At 58.9% G+C, this 18912-nt stretch carries 13 protein-coding genes; all 13 read left to right on the top strand.

What is annotated here, in order from left to right; genetic code table 11:
• Positions 1–81 precede the first annotated feature (81 nt).
• The 13 genes from HF955_RS12465 to HF955_RS12405 all read left to right on the top strand — a co-directional run bounded on the left by HF955_RS12465 (position 82) and on the right by HF955_RS12405 (position 18837).
• Positions 82–5229: a hypothetical protein gene (locus HF955_RS12465; RefSeq protein ID WP_291075439.1), complete on the top strand. Its 5148-nt coding sequence runs from the start codon at positions 82–84 to the stop codon at positions 5227–5229.
• Positions 5230–5356: 127 nt separating this feature from the next.
• Positions 5357–9088, top strand: coding sequence for a hypothetical protein (locus HF955_RS12460; protein ID WP_291075437.1), 3732 nt, complete (start codon positions 5357–5359; stop codon positions 9086–9088).
• A gap of 195 nt (positions 9089–9283) precedes the next feature.
• Positions 9284–10282 carry a P-type conjugative transfer ATPase TrbB gene (gene trbB, locus HF955_RS12455; protein ID WP_291075436.1) on the top strand — a complete coding sequence of 333 codons (999 nt, stop codon included), beginning with the start codon at positions 9284–9286 and terminating at the stop codon, positions 10280–10282.
• Positions 10279–10614 (top strand): TrbC/VirB2 family protein, encoded by a 336-nt coding sequence (locus HF955_RS12450; RefSeq protein ID WP_291075434.1) that lies wholly within the window; start codon positions 10279–10281, stop codon positions 10612–10614. Before trbB ends, HF955_RS12450 begins: the two co-directional genes overlap by 4 nt.
• Complete coding sequence (locus tag HF955_RS12445; protein WP_291075432.1) at positions 10614–10868, top strand: VirB3 family type IV secretion system protein; 255 nt, start codon at positions 10614–10616, stop codon at positions 10866–10868. The genes HF955_RS12450 and HF955_RS12445 overlap by 1 nt, the downstream gene beginning before the upstream one ends.
• Positions 10862–13327 (top strand): conjugal transfer protein TrbE, encoded by a 2466-nt coding sequence (gene trbE / locus HF955_RS12440; RefSeq protein ID WP_291075430.1) that lies wholly within the window; start codon positions 10862–10864, stop codon positions 13325–13327. The genes HF955_RS12445 and trbE overlap by 7 nt, the downstream gene beginning before the upstream one ends.
• Before the next feature lie 9 nt (positions 13328–13336).
• Entirely contained in the window at positions 13337–14038 is a 702-nt protein-coding gene (trbJ, locus tag HF955_RS12435) for a P-type conjugative transfer protein TrbJ (protein WP_291075429.1), read from the top strand.
• Positions 14039–14046: 8 nt separating this feature from the next.
• Positions 14047–15339, top strand: coding sequence for a P-type conjugative transfer protein TrbL (gene trbL / locus HF955_RS12430; RefSeq protein ID WP_291075428.1), 1293 nt, complete (start codon positions 14047–14049; stop codon positions 15337–15339).
• Complete coding sequence (trbF, locus tag HF955_RS12425) at positions 15340–16032, top strand: conjugal transfer protein TrbF (RefSeq protein ID WP_291075427.1); 693 nt, start codon at positions 15340–15342, stop codon at positions 16030–16032.
• On the top strand, positions 16032–17024 hold the full coding sequence (gene trbG, locus HF955_RS12420; protein WP_291075426.1) for a P-type conjugative transfer protein TrbG: 993 nt from the start codon (positions 16032–16034) through the stop codon (positions 17022–17024). The genes trbF and trbG overlap by 1 nt, the downstream gene beginning before the upstream one ends.
• A gap of 2 nt (positions 17025–17026) precedes the next feature.
• On the top strand, positions 17027–18295 hold the full coding sequence (locus tag HF955_RS12415) for a TrbI/VirB10 family protein (RefSeq protein WP_291075425.1): 1269 nt from the start codon (positions 17027–17029) through the stop codon (positions 18293–18295).
• Entirely contained in the window at positions 18295–18531 is a 237-nt protein-coding gene (locus HF955_RS12410; RefSeq protein ID WP_291075424.1) for a DUF2274 domain-containing protein, read from the top strand. Before HF955_RS12415 ends, HF955_RS12410 begins: the two co-directional genes overlap by 1 nt.
• Entirely contained in the window at positions 18532–18837 is a 306-nt protein-coding gene (locus tag HF955_RS12405; protein ID WP_291075423.1) for a DUF736 domain-containing protein, read from the top strand.
• Positions 18838–18912: the final 75 nt, after the last annotated feature.

The following is an 18912-nucleotide window of genomic DNA, read 5'->3' as shown; positions in this document are numbered from 1 at the left end:
GGAGAGGACTCTGCCCATCTTCGTTTACTCGGTAGACTTCTAACTACCGAAGACTCGGATAGTGTTCTGGAGAAAATATGAGTGCGATCAGGTAAAGATAAACAGTCAAAGGTTCTAGTTGGGGCCAGTCCACGCGCGACAGGACCGGCAGGTCCTCAATTTGAGGTCAAAGTCGCAACCCACTATGCGTTGTCTATTCTCGCCGAGACTGAAGCGTTTGGCCTTCCGGGTGCCATCATTCGACGTCTTGAGTTTCAGCGTGCTGATCAAGGCAATCCACTGGACGACATCATCCTCCACGGGGAGTGCCCAGACGGCTCGCAGCGATGCCTTGAAGTTCAAGCCAAAAGACAAATGTCCTTCACTGATAGCGACGTGAATTTCGACGCTGTCGCAAGAATGCTAGCTGACGCTTGGCGGATCGATCCCCAGCGCCGCTTCGCAGTTGCGATCGAACGAACTAGCTCTTCGATTGATCGCGGTGTCCAGGAAGTGCTTGAGCTCTCACGTCACACGATTGATGACCAGTCCTTCGAGGCCCAGCTCGCCGCACCGGGCCGCAATCGGCAGATGCGCGATTTCTACGCGGCCTTCAAAGCCAAATTGGGCGCTAATGGCATTACCGACACTGCTGATGTCTTCGCTGTTCTCAGAAACTTCTCCGTTCTGGTGTTCGACTATGCACGCCCCAATTCCATTGCCGAGCACACTGATCGAATGCGCGCATCCAGAATCGCTGGAGGTGATGAGGGCCTTTACGATGCGCTAGTCTCGGAGCTTCTCGCCGCAGACGCCATCGGAGGAGAAGGAGATCGCAGGCATTGGGCCGAAAAGCTTAGGGAGCGAGGAATTCTGCTAAGCGAAGTGAGTACTCTTGCGCCGGCGCGTAAGCGTATAGCAGAGATGGCATCCTTCGCTCTGCAAGATATCGATATCCGGATTGCGGGCGTTCAGATCGCGCGAAGCGAGATGAGGTTTCAACTGGAAGGCCTCATCGACGATGCAATGCTAAGCTCCGGCATAGTCGAAATTGTTGGCGAGGGCGGAACCGGCAAGTCCGCACTTCTAAGAGCGGCCGCTGATGCCCGAAGCACTCTGGTTCGCACAATTGTTCTTTCGCCGGACCGCACTCCACCTGGAGGCTGGGCCGCACTTCGAGCGCAGTATGATATCGATGTGTCCGCAGAAGATTTTCTTCTGGATCTCGCTTGCGATGGGGGCGGGGTCATTTTTATCGACGGCCTTGATAAATTCCGTGATCAGGGCGAACGAAACACCATCATGGATCTTGTGATCGCCGCCTCAAGTGTTAGCGGCGTTTGTGTGGTCTTTACGGCCCGTACCGGGTGGGCAGATGCAAACGCATTCAATTTCAGCGATACTTTCACGGACGCGTTGGGTGAACGTAAAACGCTTACCATTGAGACTCTGAACGACCAGGAGGCTGAGGCACTTGCTGAAGCCTGCCCGGCACTTTCAGAACTTCTGAAGCCAGACCACCCAGCCAAGCATCTTGCGCGAAATCCGTTTATCCTGCGTAGGATCGCCGAGGCTCGACTGCAGGCTGAAGCGATTATCAGCGAAGCTTCTTTAGCCGCTAATTGGTGGGAAACCGGGGGACATGGATTTTCGCAGTCACAGGGACAACAGCGCGCACGCAAACGCACAATCATCGCTACAGTAGAAGCTCAGTTGTCGGGACTATCTCTTGCCGATGTGAAGAAAGAAGATCACGACGCGGTATCCTCGCTCATTGAGGATGGCGTCTTGGTGGAAATCGCAGCCGACCGGGTGAAGTTCAGGCACGATATCTTCACCGACTGGGCTATTGGCATGTACCTGTCTGAGTTGTCGGAGCATTGGGGCCGCCTAAACCTATCTGCTGCGCCGGCATACTGGCTTGGCCGCGGCGTCGAGCTCTGTTTCCGCCGCTTGGCCGAAAACCCGCAATCTGGATGGCATGATGCTATTACCCGCCTCGAGCGAGGCGGCGCGCATGAGGGTTGGGTGGGCTTAGGTCTTCTTGCGCTTGTGCGCAGCGAACTGGCCAGTGAGCTGCTCCAAAGTCACAGCGACTACCTTATCGACGGCGATGGAGTTCTCGCCGAACGCTTGTTACGCAGGGTAATTGCTACGCATAGTCAGCCTGCTGATAAAGTGTTGGCAGAGCTTACACCGCAAGCCGTTTCGGTGCCCGTTGGCCTGATTATACCGAAGGGACCGGTCTGGATCCCGGTTATAGTCTGGACGGCCCAGACATTCGGGCGCCTTCCGGCGCGCGCGCTCGCCGCGGCAGTCGATGTTTTTGAAGCTTGGCTTATTTTGGCTGCCTTTGGCGAAAGGGCTTTTTCTCCGGCCCTGATCGACAGGCTAACCGATCTACTAGTGGCGGATATCGAACAAGCCGACATACCAATGCCGAGACCTGGGGACACACGGCCCGAAATTCTCTACCCTGCGAACCGTGATACGCGGGAAAGTGCACGACTGTCGGTCGCACTACATGCAGATAAGAATGCCGCTGCTGCTGCGCGATATCTCGACGCCGTTGCAAACTCAAATCGCAGTTCCAATTATTTTTCGGAGATCCTGCGCTTCCCCGGCACCTTGCCCTCGGCGGCGCCAAATGAATTCTGTCATGCATTCCGGCGCGCCGTCGACAACGAAATGCAATCTCAGTCGCGCTCTGGCTCACGGAGGGATTATCCACCATCCCTCATGCAAATTGAGCACCCGTTTTCTTTAGGCAAGACTGGCATTGGTCTCTTTCAAAGCCTGTTCAAAGCGAACCCGGACGAAGCTCTCTCTCTCCTTCGCCACCTCATACGATCGCTCGAACAACCCGGCCCGCAGTCTTATTCAATAGACCTTATGCTTGCCGGCGCGGCCAGAGAGATATCGCCAGTTTCCAGTTACGCCTGGTCCAGGGGTCATGGACCGTCTCTGCTTGTCTCGAAGGCGCTATGCGCGCTGGAAGATTGGGCTCATGGTCTGCTAGACAAAGGTGGGAACCTTGGTGAACTGATCGAAAAAATTGCCGATGATCAACCGATAAATGGGGCGTTCCTTCTCCCTATTGTAGATCTCGTACTCTGCCACGCAAAACTTGACGCACCGCTGCTACACGACCTTCTCGCATCTCCGGAGCTACTTGCGCTCGATAGCCAGCGTTTGCAGCACGACCAACTCGACCAAATGCAGGGAGGCGGAAACTTCCGATGGGATCGCGGTCCCGCCACTGACCGCCTCGTCACGGAATCTCTCGCTGGCAAACCGTCCCGCTCGATCAGTCTGCACAACGTGATCCCGCAGATTGTTGTTCGCCAACCCGAATTTGCAATCGAGGGTCTTCGGCGGCGTATCGAAGAGGCGGTCGACAGACTCGGTACATGGACTAAGCCAGAAGTCGATTGGGCTGCCCCAGAATACATGGCGTCGCACGCTCTGAGAATGACGCATCGAGAAAATTATCGAAAAGTATCCGAGGCTGGCGACGATGGAGAGCTTGTCGAGGGCTACATCTATGAGTTCCCGCCAGAGCAGCAGTCCTGGTTGGATCAACAATCAGAGGCGACATCCGCACAACACAAGGCATTTACAGCGTCACTCGCAATGCGAATGAGCATGGACAAAGAGGATACCGATCTCCGTGTGCCGGTGGGAGATGCCTTACAACTCCTGTTGGATGGCGGCGACACAACCGCTCCCAAAGAAGCCGTTGACTTCGAACCAGATGATCCATGGATTGCCAGGGTCGGCGCGGCAGCCTTTCTTGCGCGTTACCTGTCCGATGGTCAACTGCCGCAGCACGCTCCCATTCTATCCAGAGTATTTGATCAAGCGCTGGCGGCGGCGGCGAAGTCACGGACCAATCTGCGGTTTGACATTATGTATGATCCCACAGCCTTGGCGCTGTGCGGTCGGCTCTACTTGGTTAATCGTGGCGCGCCAGGAGAGAATGTGTCCGAGCTTCTGAAGTTGACGGCGCGACATCCCTCCGCAGCAGCAAGCGTATTTTCTCGACATCCAGAAGCAACCAAAGCTTTGGGAGTGAATACAGTGTGCGCCCTCGCGAGGGTCGGCATCGATGCGTGCATCTTCGCCCGTAAAGCCAACTTGGATGAACAGGCTGGCGCATACGAGGCGCGGTGTTCCGCTCGCAAACAAGCGATCGCGGCTCGTCTGGACTCAGAAAATGGCTGGTTGGGCGGCGAAGGCGATTTGCCAGCCTGGCCGAGCCCGCCTGTGGAAGCACCGCGACCCAAGCGGCAGGGAATCGTGATTGGCGCCAAGAATCAGACGCGAGAGCCCCACCGGGTGACGCCGTCATGGCCAGACTTCTATTTCGATCATCATACCGCCGAAGTCTGGTTGCGCGTCTTTGCCACCGTCGCAACCATGGATACGACCGCTGACTTTTTGACCTCTAATCTGGCTTGGATGACCCAAAGTCTTGCCGGGGCCGGTGCCGATGACGAGACCGAGCTTCGTGATACGGCAAACGCTTGGGCGAAGGCCTTGTTTGAATCTGCAGCGCCCGTGGCGAAGGGCTGGTCGGAACAGGACCTTGAGAGACTGGTTTTTGCCCCGCTCAGCAGCCTACCGGACGAAACTTTCCTGTGTACCGCTGCGGCTTTCCTTGCCGCGAGCGATTTGAGACTTGTAGAGGGTGGCGCCTCTGATACGGCCTACCTCGCGAACATTCGCAAGCGCTTGTGGCAAAGACTGCAGACCACCCGTCACTGGAAGCAGCATCAATGGTCTAGCCGCGGCGGCCTTGAGATTCACCTCAATGATCTGATCTCGCCATTCTTTTTGAAAGCCGTCCAGGGTTTCGGCGACCGAGTGTCATATACAAAAGGCCTGTCTGAAGATCAGGTCCTGCCTTTCTTGCCTGTGCTTTCCGACATTTCTGTTTCAGCAGGTGCGTGTCCGATCATCGCCAGCATGCTGCTAGACCTTTTGGAGCTGGTGCAGCCGGGCAACGCCGCTCCGCATTTGTATGCGGCATCAATGCGTTGGCGCGAGAGCGGCCGCGAAGAGTTTTGGCGCACAGCGAATATCGGTCACAGAACTAGCGAGATAGCCATGAAGTCTGATACCGCGTGCCTGGCAACCAAGGGATGGAGCGATATCGCCGATTCGATTGTCGCGGCCGGTGTTCCGGCAGGCGAAGAGCTCAAGCAGGCAGTGGTCGAGATTGAGAAGCGCGCTGCATCAGGTGGTTAAGTTGCGAGAAACAGAAACTGACCTTGCCGCCTCGTGGAGATCGTCGCGCGCCGGAGCGCGAGCGGGACACGGATTTCGATTTCAGGACAGTGTTGGCGCTCTCCTGGCACTCCGGTGTTGGGATGGAATGATTGCGGCTGGCTCGGTTACCCCGGAATCGCTTGATGATTTCGCGCTGGAAGGTGGATCGCCGACGACATGGGTCCAAGTGAAGTCGAAGATTGGCCCTTATGCCAGCTTTCGACCGAAAGAGATTGCCGATGTCATTGTTGGAGGCCCCGGTGCCGACTCCGATTCTCGGTGGATTGTTCTGGATCGTCCTTTTTCAGGACATGACAGCAGTTCAACCCAACCTAGGGCACTTAGCACGAAATTGCAGCAAGAACTCGCCGAGACCGCCAGCACCGAAATGCGGCCCGCACTTGTCGAACGGCTCGGTCGGACGCGCCTGTTGATACTTCCGAACCCGATTGATGTCGCGATTGACGAGCTTTGCGCTGCGAAGGACATCAATAGACTATCTGCCTCAGTCTGCATAACCGAGTTGGTCAGCCGAGTCGGGCAAGCAGCGTCAGCAAACGCGAGATTGGCGTTTGAGACAAGATCGTCTCTAACATTGGCGAGTGTACAAAACTGCTTGGACGCCCTCCTTGCGATCATGGGTGCGGATACGGTTGATGCGGCCGTACTATCTGGCGTGGTCAGTTTCATAGATTTCGGCGTCGCTGATCCCGATCCTGAATTTTATCTCGGCACGTCCGCAAAGCCAGGACACGTTTCCGCTGGCCTTGCACTGCCGCGAGAGGATGATGTTGACGCCGTAGTCGTCGCATTGCTGAGACATGACAACGCGATGATTTGCGGTCCCTCAGGTTCCGGCAAAAGCGCACTAGCATATCTCGCCGCGTTCGAGTTGCGTCATGCAGCGCGTCTCGTCGAGATCTCAAACATTGAGGGAATCGAGCAATCAAGCTTGACGACCTTCTTCCTGAAACTGGCCCCTAGTCCAGAAAGACCGGTGATTGTCTACATTGACGATGTTGGAAAGCGCGGAAGCAAGACTTGGGATTGGTTACGTGAGCAAGCACGCCTGACGCCCGGCGTCAAATGTCTTGGCACGGTTCGAGAAGAGGACCTTTATCTCATTGATGACCGGCATCAGCTGTTCGTATTCCGGCCGGTGCTGACGGAGGGTCTTGCAAAGGCTCTTTGGCAAAAACTGCATGAACAAGGCCATTCCAAGACTGCGCACTGGCGCGAAGCATTTGAGAAGTCTGGAGGTCTTCTTCTCGAATATGTGCACATTGTTACGCAAGGCCAGCACCTTAAGGAAATGATCACTGATCAGATTGATCGCCGCCTCAAAGAGCATCGCGACGACGAATTGCAGCTATTGTCGCTGATATCAGCGGCTGGACGGTGTGGCGCTGGCATGTCCATCGACCGATTGCTTCTCGAATTGAAGATGGACCGCTTTTCGTTTGCGCGGGCGAACCAGAGACTCAGAAATGAACACCTTGTCGGACCAAGCAGTGATCAGATCATCCGTGGACTTCATGAATTGCGCTCAGAGGCAATTCTTGAAATTTGCCTAGATCGCCTCTCACTCGCCCAAGATCAGTTAGTCTTCCGCGCATCAGGAACGATTGTACCAGAAGATATCAGACGCTACCTGACCGTGATGGGGCGAGCGGGCGTTCTTTCTGACGAGGCGGCTCTGCAAGCCGTTGTTCAAAGGGTGTCTGACGAGCCGAGACTGGATATCATCATTGAAGGCCTCGAAGCTTTACGACTGCGCACCATTCTTAAAGACGCAGACACATTCCATGAGGTTGCAGAAGATCTGAACTTCAGCCACCGCGAATTTATCCTCTGCCTTCTTGTTATGAAAGACAACCTCGCGGAGGCGCTCGGGACCTCTGCGGTCTTCAAGCCATTACGGAATTTCCATGCCCGCTTCAAAAAGCGGCGTGAGGAAGACCACAGACTTAAGCTGTTTGATGCCCTGGCGGCGGATACCGCTGAGAATATTTTCTGCAAATGCGCGAGCGCTGGAGACGCAATACGTCTAGCTACTGCTTTGCATGGAGCCCCTCTGAAGCGCCTTTCAGAACCCGCACTTGACGCACTGATTGAGGCGATGCGAGACGCGCCCATCAAGGAAATCGCGGAACTGATAGCCATTTTGAGCGAAGCGGAAATGTCCTTGGGAGAACGCGCCGCCGATCAGTTGGGAGGTTCCGACGGACTTCTGATCAGGCTTGCCTGTGAAACGCCTTGGGCGCTTCTCCCGGTACTAGAGATGACGGACGCTGGCGCAATAGAAGTTACTGCAAACATGCTTTCGGTAGAGACATATGCCGATGAAAACTTGGAAGAACGTGTCAGCGCCTATGCGAGCATCGCTTTGCAACTTTGTCCAAAAGCAGAGCGGGTAAACGCTGTCGCCGTGCAGGCCTCAGGCGAAGGCCTGACGATCAACAACTATACGCCAACTGAAAAGGCGCTACCTAGGTCGGCTGTTCATAGTAGAGCCGAGACCGCTTGGAACCGCATGATGATCCATGCTGTAGGACAAGGCCGTGGCGCTAAAACGTATACGGAAGTTCTTGAACGTTACGCCTTCTCCATTGAAAAGGCCGCTGGAATGCTTGCCAATGCCGTCGACCATGTTTGTCGGCGGCGAACATTCAAGCAGGAACAATTGCGGGAAGTTCGGGCCTTGTCGATGTTGGATCGTCTTCTCCCATCACTTCCTCTCGCTGCACCGGAAGATCAGCTTGGAGATCCTATCGGCGCGGACATTTCCGATGCGATAGGCACTTATGTTTCAAGTCTTTCTCAGTTCATTACCGAACTGATGGAGGGAAATAAGACGGGGTTCCAACTTGCGCTTCTGGCCGCCGACATTCTCAAGGCCGGTGAAACTGTGAAGGCCGATCCAAAATGGCGCTTCCTAAACAGCGCACCAGTTGCAATTGAGCAAATCGCGTCAACGATCGAAGCCTTTCGCCCCGCCCTTCTTGCAGCCGGACGACATACGCTTGCGGAAACAAGCGGCATTATCGAACCAAGGGTCTCGCTCACAAAAGGTGTTGGGTTGAAACGCCTTGAACATCGGCTGCGCAAGAAGGAGGCGCTTGATATTGCGAACCTGAAACGCAAGGCGAAAGAGACTTTAGACGCAGAGCTGTTTTACAAACCTGCTGCCAATTCAGACTTACTATTATGGCCGCTCGGCGATGTGTGCATCGTTCGTCCTTTGGACTCTCTGATTGACTTCTTCCATTGGATTGACCGGTCATTGGAGACAATCGAGGAATTCGCCGATAGTGTCTGCGTCGTAGCGCCCTCAATCAATGGGCGCATTCTTCCTCAGTTGGCGATACGTATTGTTCGAAACTTCCCTCCTCTTCCCGATGAGGAATTCCAGACGACTTGGCATCCTTACATTACAGACGAGACATTCGCTCGATCACAATCCCTGGATGATTTCAGATTGGCGAACCATGCCATGGTTCAGCTGTACGCGACTCAGAATCTACTTGATGGGAAGAACCTCCTTGAGATCGAGCTAAATCAATTAAATTCTTGGCTCAACGAGGCCCAATCAGCCCTTACCCGCTTAGAAGATCGAGCCGATAAAGGAAGCGAAGGAGCTGAACTTGCTTACGCTGAGTTGGTGAAACTTCACAAGAAGCTGACGGACGAAGACGGAAATGCGGTTTCGCACGCGCGTGAGCTACTTGGCGGACTGACGGGCGACCTTACTGATGCCGCGGAGCACAACCTAGTCATAACGCTGACTCTTCTAGCCGATGACCTCCACGTAGGCATAGATGCCAATGATACGATCTGAACGAATTCTTATGTTGCACTCGAAGCTTTGCTGACACCGTCGGCACCGAATCGATCCCATCGCAAACATGAATGAACGAAACCAATTTCCCAACTAACTCTTTCCATCTCTGAAGTTCTCTCCGCTTTCTGACTCCCAAATTCAACATGGAAATCTGAGACTTGCCCCTGTTCCGCAAGGCAGTTGGGGTAGGGCATGGCTCTCAAAACAAATCAGTACACTGAATCTGAAGAACGTCGCAACGCCATGCTGCGCACAGCCTTTTGTCCAGTTGTCCGCGAGGCACTCGAAGCGCCCGGCACGATCGAAATCATGGCCAATCCCGACGGGTCGGTCTGGATCGAGACCGCCGGCATCGGACTGAGTGTTTCCGACCATCGTCTTGAAGTTTCCGATCGCGAACGGGTCATAAGACTCGTCGCCTCCAGTGCGGGAGAAGCTCTCAGCCGCACCTCCCCCATCGTCTCCGCCGAACTGCCAGGCGGCGGCGAGCGGTTCGAGGGACTTCTCCCGCCTGTTTCAACCGCGCCCTGTTTCTCTATCCGGAAACCCACCTCAACGCCTTTCAGTCTCGGCGATTATGTCACGCAGCAGGCGCTCGCGCCTACCCTTTGCGCCGCCTTGCGTGAGGCGATTGGCGCACACGCCAACATCCTAATCGCCGGCGGCACTTCCTCCGGCAAAACCACATTCACCAACGCCCTGCTCGCTGAGCCGGCATTCGAAGCCGACCGCATCCTCATTCTGGAAGATACGCGCGAACTCCGCTGCGCAGCCCCCAACGTTGTTCAATTGCGAACGCATCGGGACAGTGTGTCACTTCAACAACTTGTCCGATCAACACTCCGCCTGCGCCCTGACCGCATCATTGTCGGCGAAGTCCGCGGGGCCGAAGCGCTGGATCTCCTCAAGGCCTGGAACACGGGCCATCCGGGCGGGATCACGACCCTGCATGCCAATTCCGCGCGCGGCGCGCTCAAACGCCTGGAACAGCTTACGCTTGAAGCCACAAACCGCGCGCCGTTCGATCTGATCGCCGAAGCCATTGATGTCGTCATCTATATGAGCCGATCCGGCGGCCAGCGCCGCGTCGAGGAAGCCCTCCGCGTCACCGGCTTCGATGGCGAAGCTTACATGACCGACCCCCTTACCTGCCCCCAGCTTTCCCTCATCGCGCAAGGAGACACGCAATGACACTCTATACAAATATCAAGGCCGCAAACCGGACGGTTCAGGCCGCAGCAATCATCGGACTCGGCCTGCTGATCGCCGGCCCCGCCCATGCTGCAGGCTCAGGCATGCCCTGGGAGGGGCCACTCGACCAGATCCTGCAATCGATCGAAGGACCGGTCGCCCGCATCGTCGCGGTGATCATCATTACCCTGACAGGCCTGACACTCGCTTTTGGTGAAACCAGCGGCGGCATGCGCAAGCTGATCCAGATCGTGTTCGGCCTCTCCATCGCTTTCGCGGCCACCAGCTTCTTTCTCACCTTCTTCAGCTTCGGCGGCGGTGCGCTGGTCTGATGGCCGACGGCTATGAAATTCCCCTGCACCGGTCACTGACCGAGCCGATCCTGATGGCAGGCGCGCCGCGCTCGGCCGCCATCGCCATCGGAACGCTGGCGGCGGCCCTGGCCCTCGGGCTTCGCCTCTGGATCCCCGGCCTGCTGCTCTGGTTGCTCGGCCATTCGGCGGCGGTGTTCATGGCCAGAAGCGATCCTGATTTCATGGCCGTCGCCAGCCGCTCGACCCGTCACAAGGAACACCTGCAATGCTGAACCTGAAAGAGTATTCCGAGACACCGCGCCTGTTGGCGGACTATCTCCCCTGGGCCTGTCTTGTGGCGCCGGGCGTCGTCCTCAACAAGGATGGCAGCTTCCAGACGACGTTCAAATACCGTGGTCCCGATCTCGAAAGCTCGACGGAAGAAGAACTCGTCTCCGTCATGGCGCGGGTCAATAATGTGCTGCGCCGGTTCGGCTCAGGCTGGGCGCTCTTCTTTGAGGCGCAGCGGGATGAAGTGCATGACTATCCCGATTGTGCATTCCCGGACGCGGCCTCCTGGCTTGTGGATCAGGAGCGTGGTCTGCAGGCGGAGGAGTCAGGCGCGCGCTATGAGAGCAGCTATTTCCTGACCCTCTTATGGCTGCCGCCGGCGGACGCCACAGGCCGCGCGGAAAAAGCCCTGATCGAGCGGGCGGAGACCGAGGAAGCGGCAAACTGGCGTCATCGGCTGGAAACGTTCGAGCAGCATGCCGCACGTGTCTTCGACCTGCTGGCGACCTGTCTCGCAGAAATCCACCGCCTCAGTGATGACGAGACGCTGACCTATCTCCACTCGACCATCTCGACCAAGCGCCACGCTGTGGCGACACCGGAACTGCCGGTCTTCCTCGATGCTGTACTGGCCGACGAGCCCTTCGCAGGCGGCCTCGAACCCATGATCGGCGACGCGCATCTCCGGACACTGACGATCCTCGGATTTCCGGCGTCCACTCTGCCGGGAATTCTCGACGAGCTGAACCGGCAGGGATTTTCCTATCGCTGGGCCACACGCTTCATCGCCATGGACAAGGCCGAAGCCGAAAAAGTGCTCGGCAAGAAACGCCGCCACTGGTTCGCCAAGCGCAAATCCATCGGTGCCGTCCTGCGCGAGACCATGTTCAACGAGCAGGCTGCCCTGCTGGATACGGATGCCGACAATAAGGCAGGCGATGCCGATGCCGCCCTGCAGGAGCTCGGCAGCGACCTTGTCTCCTATGGCTATGTCACGACCACCATCACCGTTGCGCATGAAGACCGGCGCACCGTCGATGAACACATCCGTGTTGCCGAGCGCATCATCAATGGCCGCGGCTTCACGGCGATCCGCGAGACGCTCAACGCCGTCGAAGCCTGGCTTGGCTCGTTGCCCGGTCATACTTATGCCAATGTCCGCCAGCCTATCCTGCACACGCTGAACCTGGCGCATATGGTGCCACTGTCAGCGGTGTGGGCAGGGGAGTATGGCAACCGCCATCTCGGCGCTCCGGCGCTGGTCCAGGCGCAGACCGATGGCACAACGCCCTTCCGGCTCAACCTTCATGTCGGCGATGTTGGCCACACGCTGGTCGTTGGCCCGACCGGCGCGGGCAAATCGGTCCTGCTCTCGCTTCTGGCGCTGCAGTGGAAACGCTATCCTGGCGCGCAGGTTTTCATTTTCGACAAGGGGCGGTCCGCCCGCGCGGCAACGCTTTGCATGGGCGGCGCGCATGTCGATCTTGGCGGCGGGGATGCGCCAAGTCTCCAGCCGCTGCGCGACATTGAGACCGAGACCGGAGCGAGCTTCGCCGCCGACTGGCTGGCCGGCCTTTGCGCCGGTGAAGGCGTCGCCATGACGCCCGATCTCAAAACCGCGCTCTGGGAGGCCATACAGGCGCTGAGCTCGGCCCCGGAGGCCGAACGCACCCTAACCGGTCTCAGCCTTATGCTGCAGGAGGAGACGCTGAAATCCACCCTGCACCCCTTCACGCTGGAAGGCCCGCATGGCCGGCTGCTGGATGGCGATCATGAAACACTGACTCTCGCCGATACGGTCTGCTTTGAAATGGAAGATCTGATGCACATAAAAGGTGCAGCCCTCCCCGTGCTGACCTATCTCTTCCACCGGCTCGAAGCCCGGTTCGATGGACGTCCCACACTGCTCATCCTCGATGAAGCCTGGCTGTTCCTTGATGATCCTCTGTTCGCGGCGCGCATCCGCGAGTGGCTGAAGACGCTCCGCAAGAAGAACGTCGCCGTTGTGTTCGCGACCCAATCGCTCGCCGACATTGCGAACAGCTCCATAGCGCCCGCCCTGATCGAATCCTGCCCGACACGGATCTTCCTGCCGAATGAGCGAGCACAGGAGCCACAATCGCGAGAGACATATCAACGCTTCGGCCTCAATGCCCGGCAGGTGGAGCTGATCAGCCAGGCGACGCCGAAGCGGGATTATTACTATCAGTCGCCGCTTGGCTGCCGCGTGTTCGAACTGGGGCTCGGGCCGATCGCGCTCGCCCTCTGCGGCGCGTCCAGCCCGGTCGACCAGGAACGGATCAACCGGACACTCGCGGAAGCCGAACCAGAAGACTTCGCCGAAACCTTCCTCCACGCCAAGGGCCTAGACTGGGCCGCGGATCTGCTGGCGCGCTGGCCGGGTCACGCGCCGGATACCGAGCCAGCACTCCCGCCCACCGACATGATCGCCGCTGAATAGGAGCCTTCCATGAAACGCCTTTTGCCCTGCGTCCTGCTTTGCGCGCTGCCGCTGAACACGATGGTGGCGCCGCCGGCTTCAGCCCAATGGACGGTCTATGACCCGGCCAATCATGTTCAGAATATTCTGCAGGCCATTCAGGCGGTGGAGGAAGTCACAAACCAGATCGAACAGCTCACCCATGAGATCGAGATGCTGGAGAACATGGCCCGCAATCTCGAAACCCTGCCTGTCAATGTCGCCGAAGCGATCATTCTCGACCGGATCAAACGGATCGAGGAGCTGATGCGGGAGGCCGAAGGCATTGGTTATGGCGTGGAAGAGGTCGAACGCGAATATGAAGAAGCCTACCCGGAAGACTATGGTGAAACCCCGCCCCGGCAGGCCGAACTGGTCGAGGACGCCCGTGCGCGCTGGCGTCAGTCCCGCACCGCCTATCGTGATACGCTGGTCACGGTCTCAGCGGCCCTCGAAGACAATGAAACCGATGCCGAGGCCATAGCGGGCCTGATCGAAACCAGCCAGGCGGCTGTCGGCAATCTGCAGGCCGTCCAGGCCGGCAATCAGATCGAAGCCATGCAGACCCAGCAGCTCATCCAGATGGAGAGCATGATGGCGGCTTACTACCGGGCCGAAGCGCTGGAACGCGCACGTGAGCTCGCCGAAGCCGAGCGCGGCCGGGCACGCACCAAATCCTTCCTGGAGAACTAGGCAAGCCGATGGACGTGATCGACACCTTCCTTGCGACCTTTATTCGCTACATCGACAGCGGGTTCGGCCTACTGGCAGGTGATGTCGCGTACCTGTCGACCACGCTGATCGCCATCGATATCACGCTGGCGGGCCTCTTCTGGGCGCTGGCGCAGAACACCGACGTCATCGCCGGACTCCTGAAGAGAGTCCTCTATGTCGGCGTCTTCGCCTTCATCATTGGCAATTTCTCCGTCCTTGCGAACATCATATTCGAGAGTTTCGCCGAACTGGGCGTGACCGCCGGCGGCGGCGCCATGACGCCCGGCGACCTCCTGCGGCCCGGCTTCATCGCCAGTGTCGGCTTCGATGCCTCCAAACCCCTGCTCGAAGAAGTCTCCGACATGCTGGGGCCGATCTCCTTCTTCCATAACTTCATCATGATTGCGGTGATGCTGATCGCCTGGGCCGTCATCATGGTGGCCTTCTTTGTCCTCGCCGTGCAGCTCTTCATCACCATACTGGAGTTCAAGCTGACAACGCTGGCCGGCTTCGTGCTCGTCCCCTTCGCGCTCTGGAACAAGACCTCATTCCTGGCTGAACGTGTGCTCGGTAATGTCATCACTTCGGGCGTCAAGCTGATGGTGCTCGCCGTCATTATCGGCATCGGCTCGACCCTCTTTGCCTCCGTCACCGACGCCTTCCGCACCGGCGATGATGTGACGCTGGCCCAGGTCATGGGCACGGTGCTCGCCTCCATCGTCTTCTTCTGGATGGGGATATTCGCTCCGGGCGTCGCCAGCGGGCTCATCACCGGCGCCCCGCAGCTTGGCGCAGGCTCTGCAGCCGGCGCTGCTATGGGCGTTGTCGCCGGCACCTATGTCGCCGGCATGGGCGGACGCGCGGCGATTGGCGGGGCCTCATCCGCTGTCAAGGCGGGCGCCTCGATGGCCGGGGCAGCGCGCACCTCCTATACGCTCGGCTCGGTCGCCTCCAGCGCGTCCGGCGCTGGCGCCGTGGCCGCCGGTCTTGCCGGTGTCGCACGCGCGGGCGGCGACGCCATAAGGCGGACCGCCAGCCGTCCGGCGGGGTCTCTCCGCGAGGCATACCGGCGCGGCAGCCAGGGCGCCTGGACGGCCACTGGCGGCTCACCCGTCGGCGGCGGCAGTGAAACCTCTTCAACTGGCGAGCCCGGCTGGGCGCGGCGGATGCAAACCCAGCAGCGCATGAGCCATGCCGGCCAGGCCGCTGTTCACTCCCTGCGCGACGGTGATCGCGGTTCATCCGGCGCAGCCCCAAGCCTTCAGGACAAGGACGAATAGATGTTCAAACGATCTTCCACTTCCTATGGGCATAGCCCTTTCCCTGAAACGCCCTACCAGAAGGCGGGGCAAATCTGGGACGACCGCATCGGTTCCGCCCGCGTCCAGGCGAAGAATTGGCGCTTGATGGCGCTCGGCTGTCTCGGGCTTTGCTTCCTCTCCTCCGCCGCTTTAGTCTGGCGTTCCACCATTTCCACGGTCACGCCCTATGTGGTTGAGGTGGATGAGACCGGCGCAGCCCGCGCTGTTGCTCCGGCCACGGAGCGCTATGTCGCGAGCGATGCTCAGATCGCCCATCACCTGGCCAATTTCATTTCCCATGTGCGCGGGCTGAGCGTCGATCCGGTGGTCGTGCGCGAGAATTGGCTCCGCGCCTATGATTTCGTGACCGACAGGGCCGCGACCACGCTCAGCGAATACGCCCAGATCAATGATCCCTTCGCCGACGTCGGGCGCAAATCGCGCACCGTGGATGTCGTCAGCGTGGTGCGTGTTTCCGATGACAGCTTCCAGGCTCGCTGGATCGAGAAGACCTATGAAAATGGCGCCCTGATGAAGGCCCAGCGCTTTACCGGGCTCTTCTCCATCGTGACGCAACCGCCGCGTGATGCCGCGACGCTGCGCGCCAATCCCCTCGGCCTTTACATCCACTCACTCAATTGGGGCGAAGACCTCGTGACAGGAGACGAATAATGATCCGCTTTATCCTTGCAGGCTCCGCCCTGGCGCTCACCACGGCCTGCGCCACCACCACAGAGTTTCAGCCTTTCGATGAGGCCGCCTTCGTCGCCGCTGTCCCCCTGGCGGACGAAGCAGAACGGCCGGTCGAGATCGTCGAAACCGCCATAGCGCTGCCGCTCCCCGGTCAGATGAAACCGATCGAAACCAGCGCCGACGCGCCCAGCGTCTCGCCAAGGCAAGCCATCCGCGAGGGCCGCGAACATGCCCTGATCGAGCCCTCCGTCGATGGCTATGTGAACGCGATCCAGATCTATCCCTATACGGAGGGTGCGCTCTACCGGCTCTATGCCAGCCCCGGTCAGGTCAGCGATATCGCGCTTCAACCCGGCGAAGAGCTGGTCTCAGTCTCGGCCGGTGACACGGTGCGCTGGGTGGTCGGTGATACTGTCTCCGGCTCCGGGTCGACCGCCCGCGCGCATGTGCTGGTCAAGCCAATCAGCGGCGGCATCCGCACCAATCTCATGATCGCCACCAACCGGCGCACCTATCATCTGGAACTGGAAAGCGTGGATGGCGGCTATATGGCCGCGCTCTCCTGGCGCTATCCCGCCGATGAGCTGGCTGAACTGACCGCGCGCAATGGCCGGGCCATCGCAAGGGAAGCAGGCTCAATCGAACGCGGACTGGTGCTGGAAGGGCTCAATTTCGACTACCGCCTGACCGGCGATGATCCCGACTGGAAACCGATCCGCGTCTTCGATGATGGACGGCAAGTCTATATCCAGATGCCGGCCAATATCGCCACCACCGATATGCCGCCATTGTTTGTCTTGGGCGAGGATGGTGACGCCGAACTCGTCAATTACCGCGTCCGCGGCAGCTATTATGTGGTCGACCGGCTCTTCCGCGCGGCTGAACTGCGCCTCGGCGAGAGGAACCAGACCGTTGTGCGCATTGCCCGCACGCAGCGCCGGACCGGGCTCGCGGCGCTTTTCGGGGGCTGAGCATGAGCGAGCCCATTCCCTTCGACGAACATGCCGAACGGCTGAAGATCCGGTCTTCCCCGAAACCCGTCACACGGATCAACCGCAAGGTATTGATGGTCGGCGCCGGGCTTGGCGTGCTGGCGCTGTTTGCCGCCGCCAGCATCGCCCTGAAGCCGCCGACCGCCGCCGCCCCGCCCGGACAGGAACTCTACAACACGACCAATACAAGAAAGCCCGATGGGCTCTCCACTCTGCCAGCCAGCTATGGCGAACTGGCGCCGGTCGAGGACCGAATTGCCCGGCTCGGCCCGCCGCTTTCGGGCGATCTCGGCTCGACCATGCTGGCCGCTGAGCGCGAGCTTGGCATCGAGCCGGAATATGTCACGCGTTTTGAAGACGACTTCCGGCCCAACCCGGCCGATGAGGCGGCACGGGCAAGGCGCATGCGAGAAGCAGCAATGGCCGAAGAAGCCGCCCGCGCGCCGGTCTTCTTCCGTCTGCAATCGGAAACTGGCAGCGCAGCACTTGCGGAAAACGCAGGCCGAACCCGCCCATCCAGCGCCGATCTCACCTCCGAACTGCTGGCCCTCGCCGCGATGCCCCAGGGGGCGCCATCAGCCTTCGCCGCAGCCGATCCCAATCTTCAGGACCGCAAGCTCGCCTTTGCAGGCGAGGAAGCTTCGGCGGATGTCTATAATGAATATGGCGTGCAGGATGCCGTCTCGCCCTATCAGGTCATGGCGGGCACGCTGATCCCGGCCTCGCTGGTCACCGGCATCAATAGTGACCTGCCCGGTACCATCGTCGCCCAGGTCACTCAGCCCGTCTATGACACTGTGACGGGCGCCTATCTTCTCATCCCGCAAGGCTCGCGTCTGATCGGACGCTACCAGTCTGAAGTCTCGTTCGGGCAGGACCGCGCGCTTGTGACTTGGGACCGGATCATTTTTCCGGACGGGTCTTCGATTGTCATCTCAGCGCCTGGCGCCGATGCGCAGGGTTACTCTGGGCTCTCTGACCGTACCGACCATCATTGGGACCGCGTGTTCGCCGCGGCTGGGCTTGCGACCATTCTTGGGATCGGTGCGGAGCTTGGATCTGATGGCGACGGCGACATTGAGCGCGCTATCCGGCGCGGTGCCACTGACACCATCAACGAAGCTGGCCAGCGCGTCGTCGACCGCAATCTCGGTATCCAGCCCACCATCCGTGTCCGTCCCGGCTGGCCCGTGCGCGTGGTGGTCACACGCGATCTCATTCTCCGCGCCCATCCACAAGGAGCACAGTGATGACACTTCGTCTCGACAAGCTTCCGGACCGCACACCCGTACGCATGACCGTCTCTGTCGATCCGGATCTCGCTTCGGCGCTCACCGACTATGCGACGCTGTACAAGCAGACCTATGGCCAGGAGGAAAAGCCCGAAACGCTGATCCCCGCCATGCTTGAGATGTTCCTCGGGTCCGACCCCGGGTTCAAACGGGCGCGCAAAGCCCTACACGCCAATGCCAGCGCGAAAGGATAGATGATGGCACAGATTGGATCATTCACACTGAAGGATGGGAAGTATACCGGAACCATCCGGACCATGACGATCAATGTCAAAGCCCAGCTTGTTCCGAACAAGACCAAGGCCAATGACGAGGCACCGGATTACCGACTCTATGCCGGCGGTGCGGAACTCGGCGCGGCCTGGCAGCAGGAAAGCAAGGATGGCGAGACGCCCTACCTTGCCGTGAAGCTGGACGATCCGAGCTTTGCCGGGCCAGTGCGGGCCGCCTTTTTCGAGAATGCAGAAGACGGCACCGGCGTCATGGTGTGGAAACGCTAGTACCTGCGCGTTTCGGTATATACCGATTTCGAGATGAAATGATTGAGAGTTTATGCACGGCACGGTATATACTGA

Origin of the sequence: Hyphomonas sp., from assembly GCF_017792385.1 — a bacterium.
Classification (GTDB): domain Bacteria; phylum Pseudomonadota; class Alphaproteobacteria; order Caulobacterales; family Hyphomonadaceae; genus Hyphomonas.
The sequence above is the reverse complement of the archived record's forward strand: the minus strand, read 5'-3'. Positions and strand labels throughout refer to the sequence as shown.

Bases quoted from the DNA above. Each gene is read 5' to 3' on its own strand.
- HF955_RS12460 (WP_291075437.1), top strand. From the start codon at position 5,357: ATGATTGCGGCTGGCTCGGTTACCCCGGAATCGCTTGATGATTTCGCG.
- trbB (WP_291075436.1), top strand. From the start codon at position 9,284: ATGGCTCTCAAAACAAATCAGTACACTGAATCTGAAGAACGTCGCAAC.
- HF955_RS12450 (WP_291075434.1), top strand. From the start codon at position 10,279: ATGACACTCTATACAAATATCAAGGCCGCAAACCGGACGGTTCAGGCC.
- HF955_RS12445 (WP_291075432.1), top strand. From the start codon at position 10,614: ATGGCCGACGGCTATGAAATTCCCCTGCACCGGTCACTGACCGAGCCG.
- trbE (WP_291075430.1), top strand. From the start codon at position 10,862: ATGCTGAACCTGAAAGAGTATTCCGAGACACCGCGCCTGTTGGCGGAC.
- trbJ (WP_291075429.1), top strand. From the start codon at position 13,337: ATGAAACGCCTTTTGCCCTGCGTCCTGCTTTGCGCGCTGCCGCTGAAC.
- trbL (WP_291075428.1), top strand. From the start codon at position 14,047: ATGGACGTGATCGACACCTTCCTTGCGACCTTTATTCGCTACATCGAC.
- trbF (WP_291075427.1), top strand. From the start codon at position 15,340: ATGTTCAAACGATCTTCCACTTCCTATGGGCATAGCCCTTTCCCTGAA.
- trbG (WP_291075426.1), top strand. From the start codon at position 16,032: ATGATCCGCTTTATCCTTGCAGGCTCCGCCCTGGCGCTCACCACGGCC.
- HF955_RS12415 (WP_291075425.1), top strand. From the start codon at position 17,027: ATGAGCGAGCCCATTCCCTTCGACGAACATGCCGAACGGCTGAAGATC.
- HF955_RS12410 (WP_291075424.1), top strand. From the start codon at position 18,295: ATGACACTTCGTCTCGACAAGCTTCCGGACCGCACACCCGTACGCATG.
- HF955_RS12405 (WP_291075423.1), top strand. From the start codon at position 18,532: ATGATGGCACAGATTGGATCATTCACACTGAAGGATGGGAAGTATACC.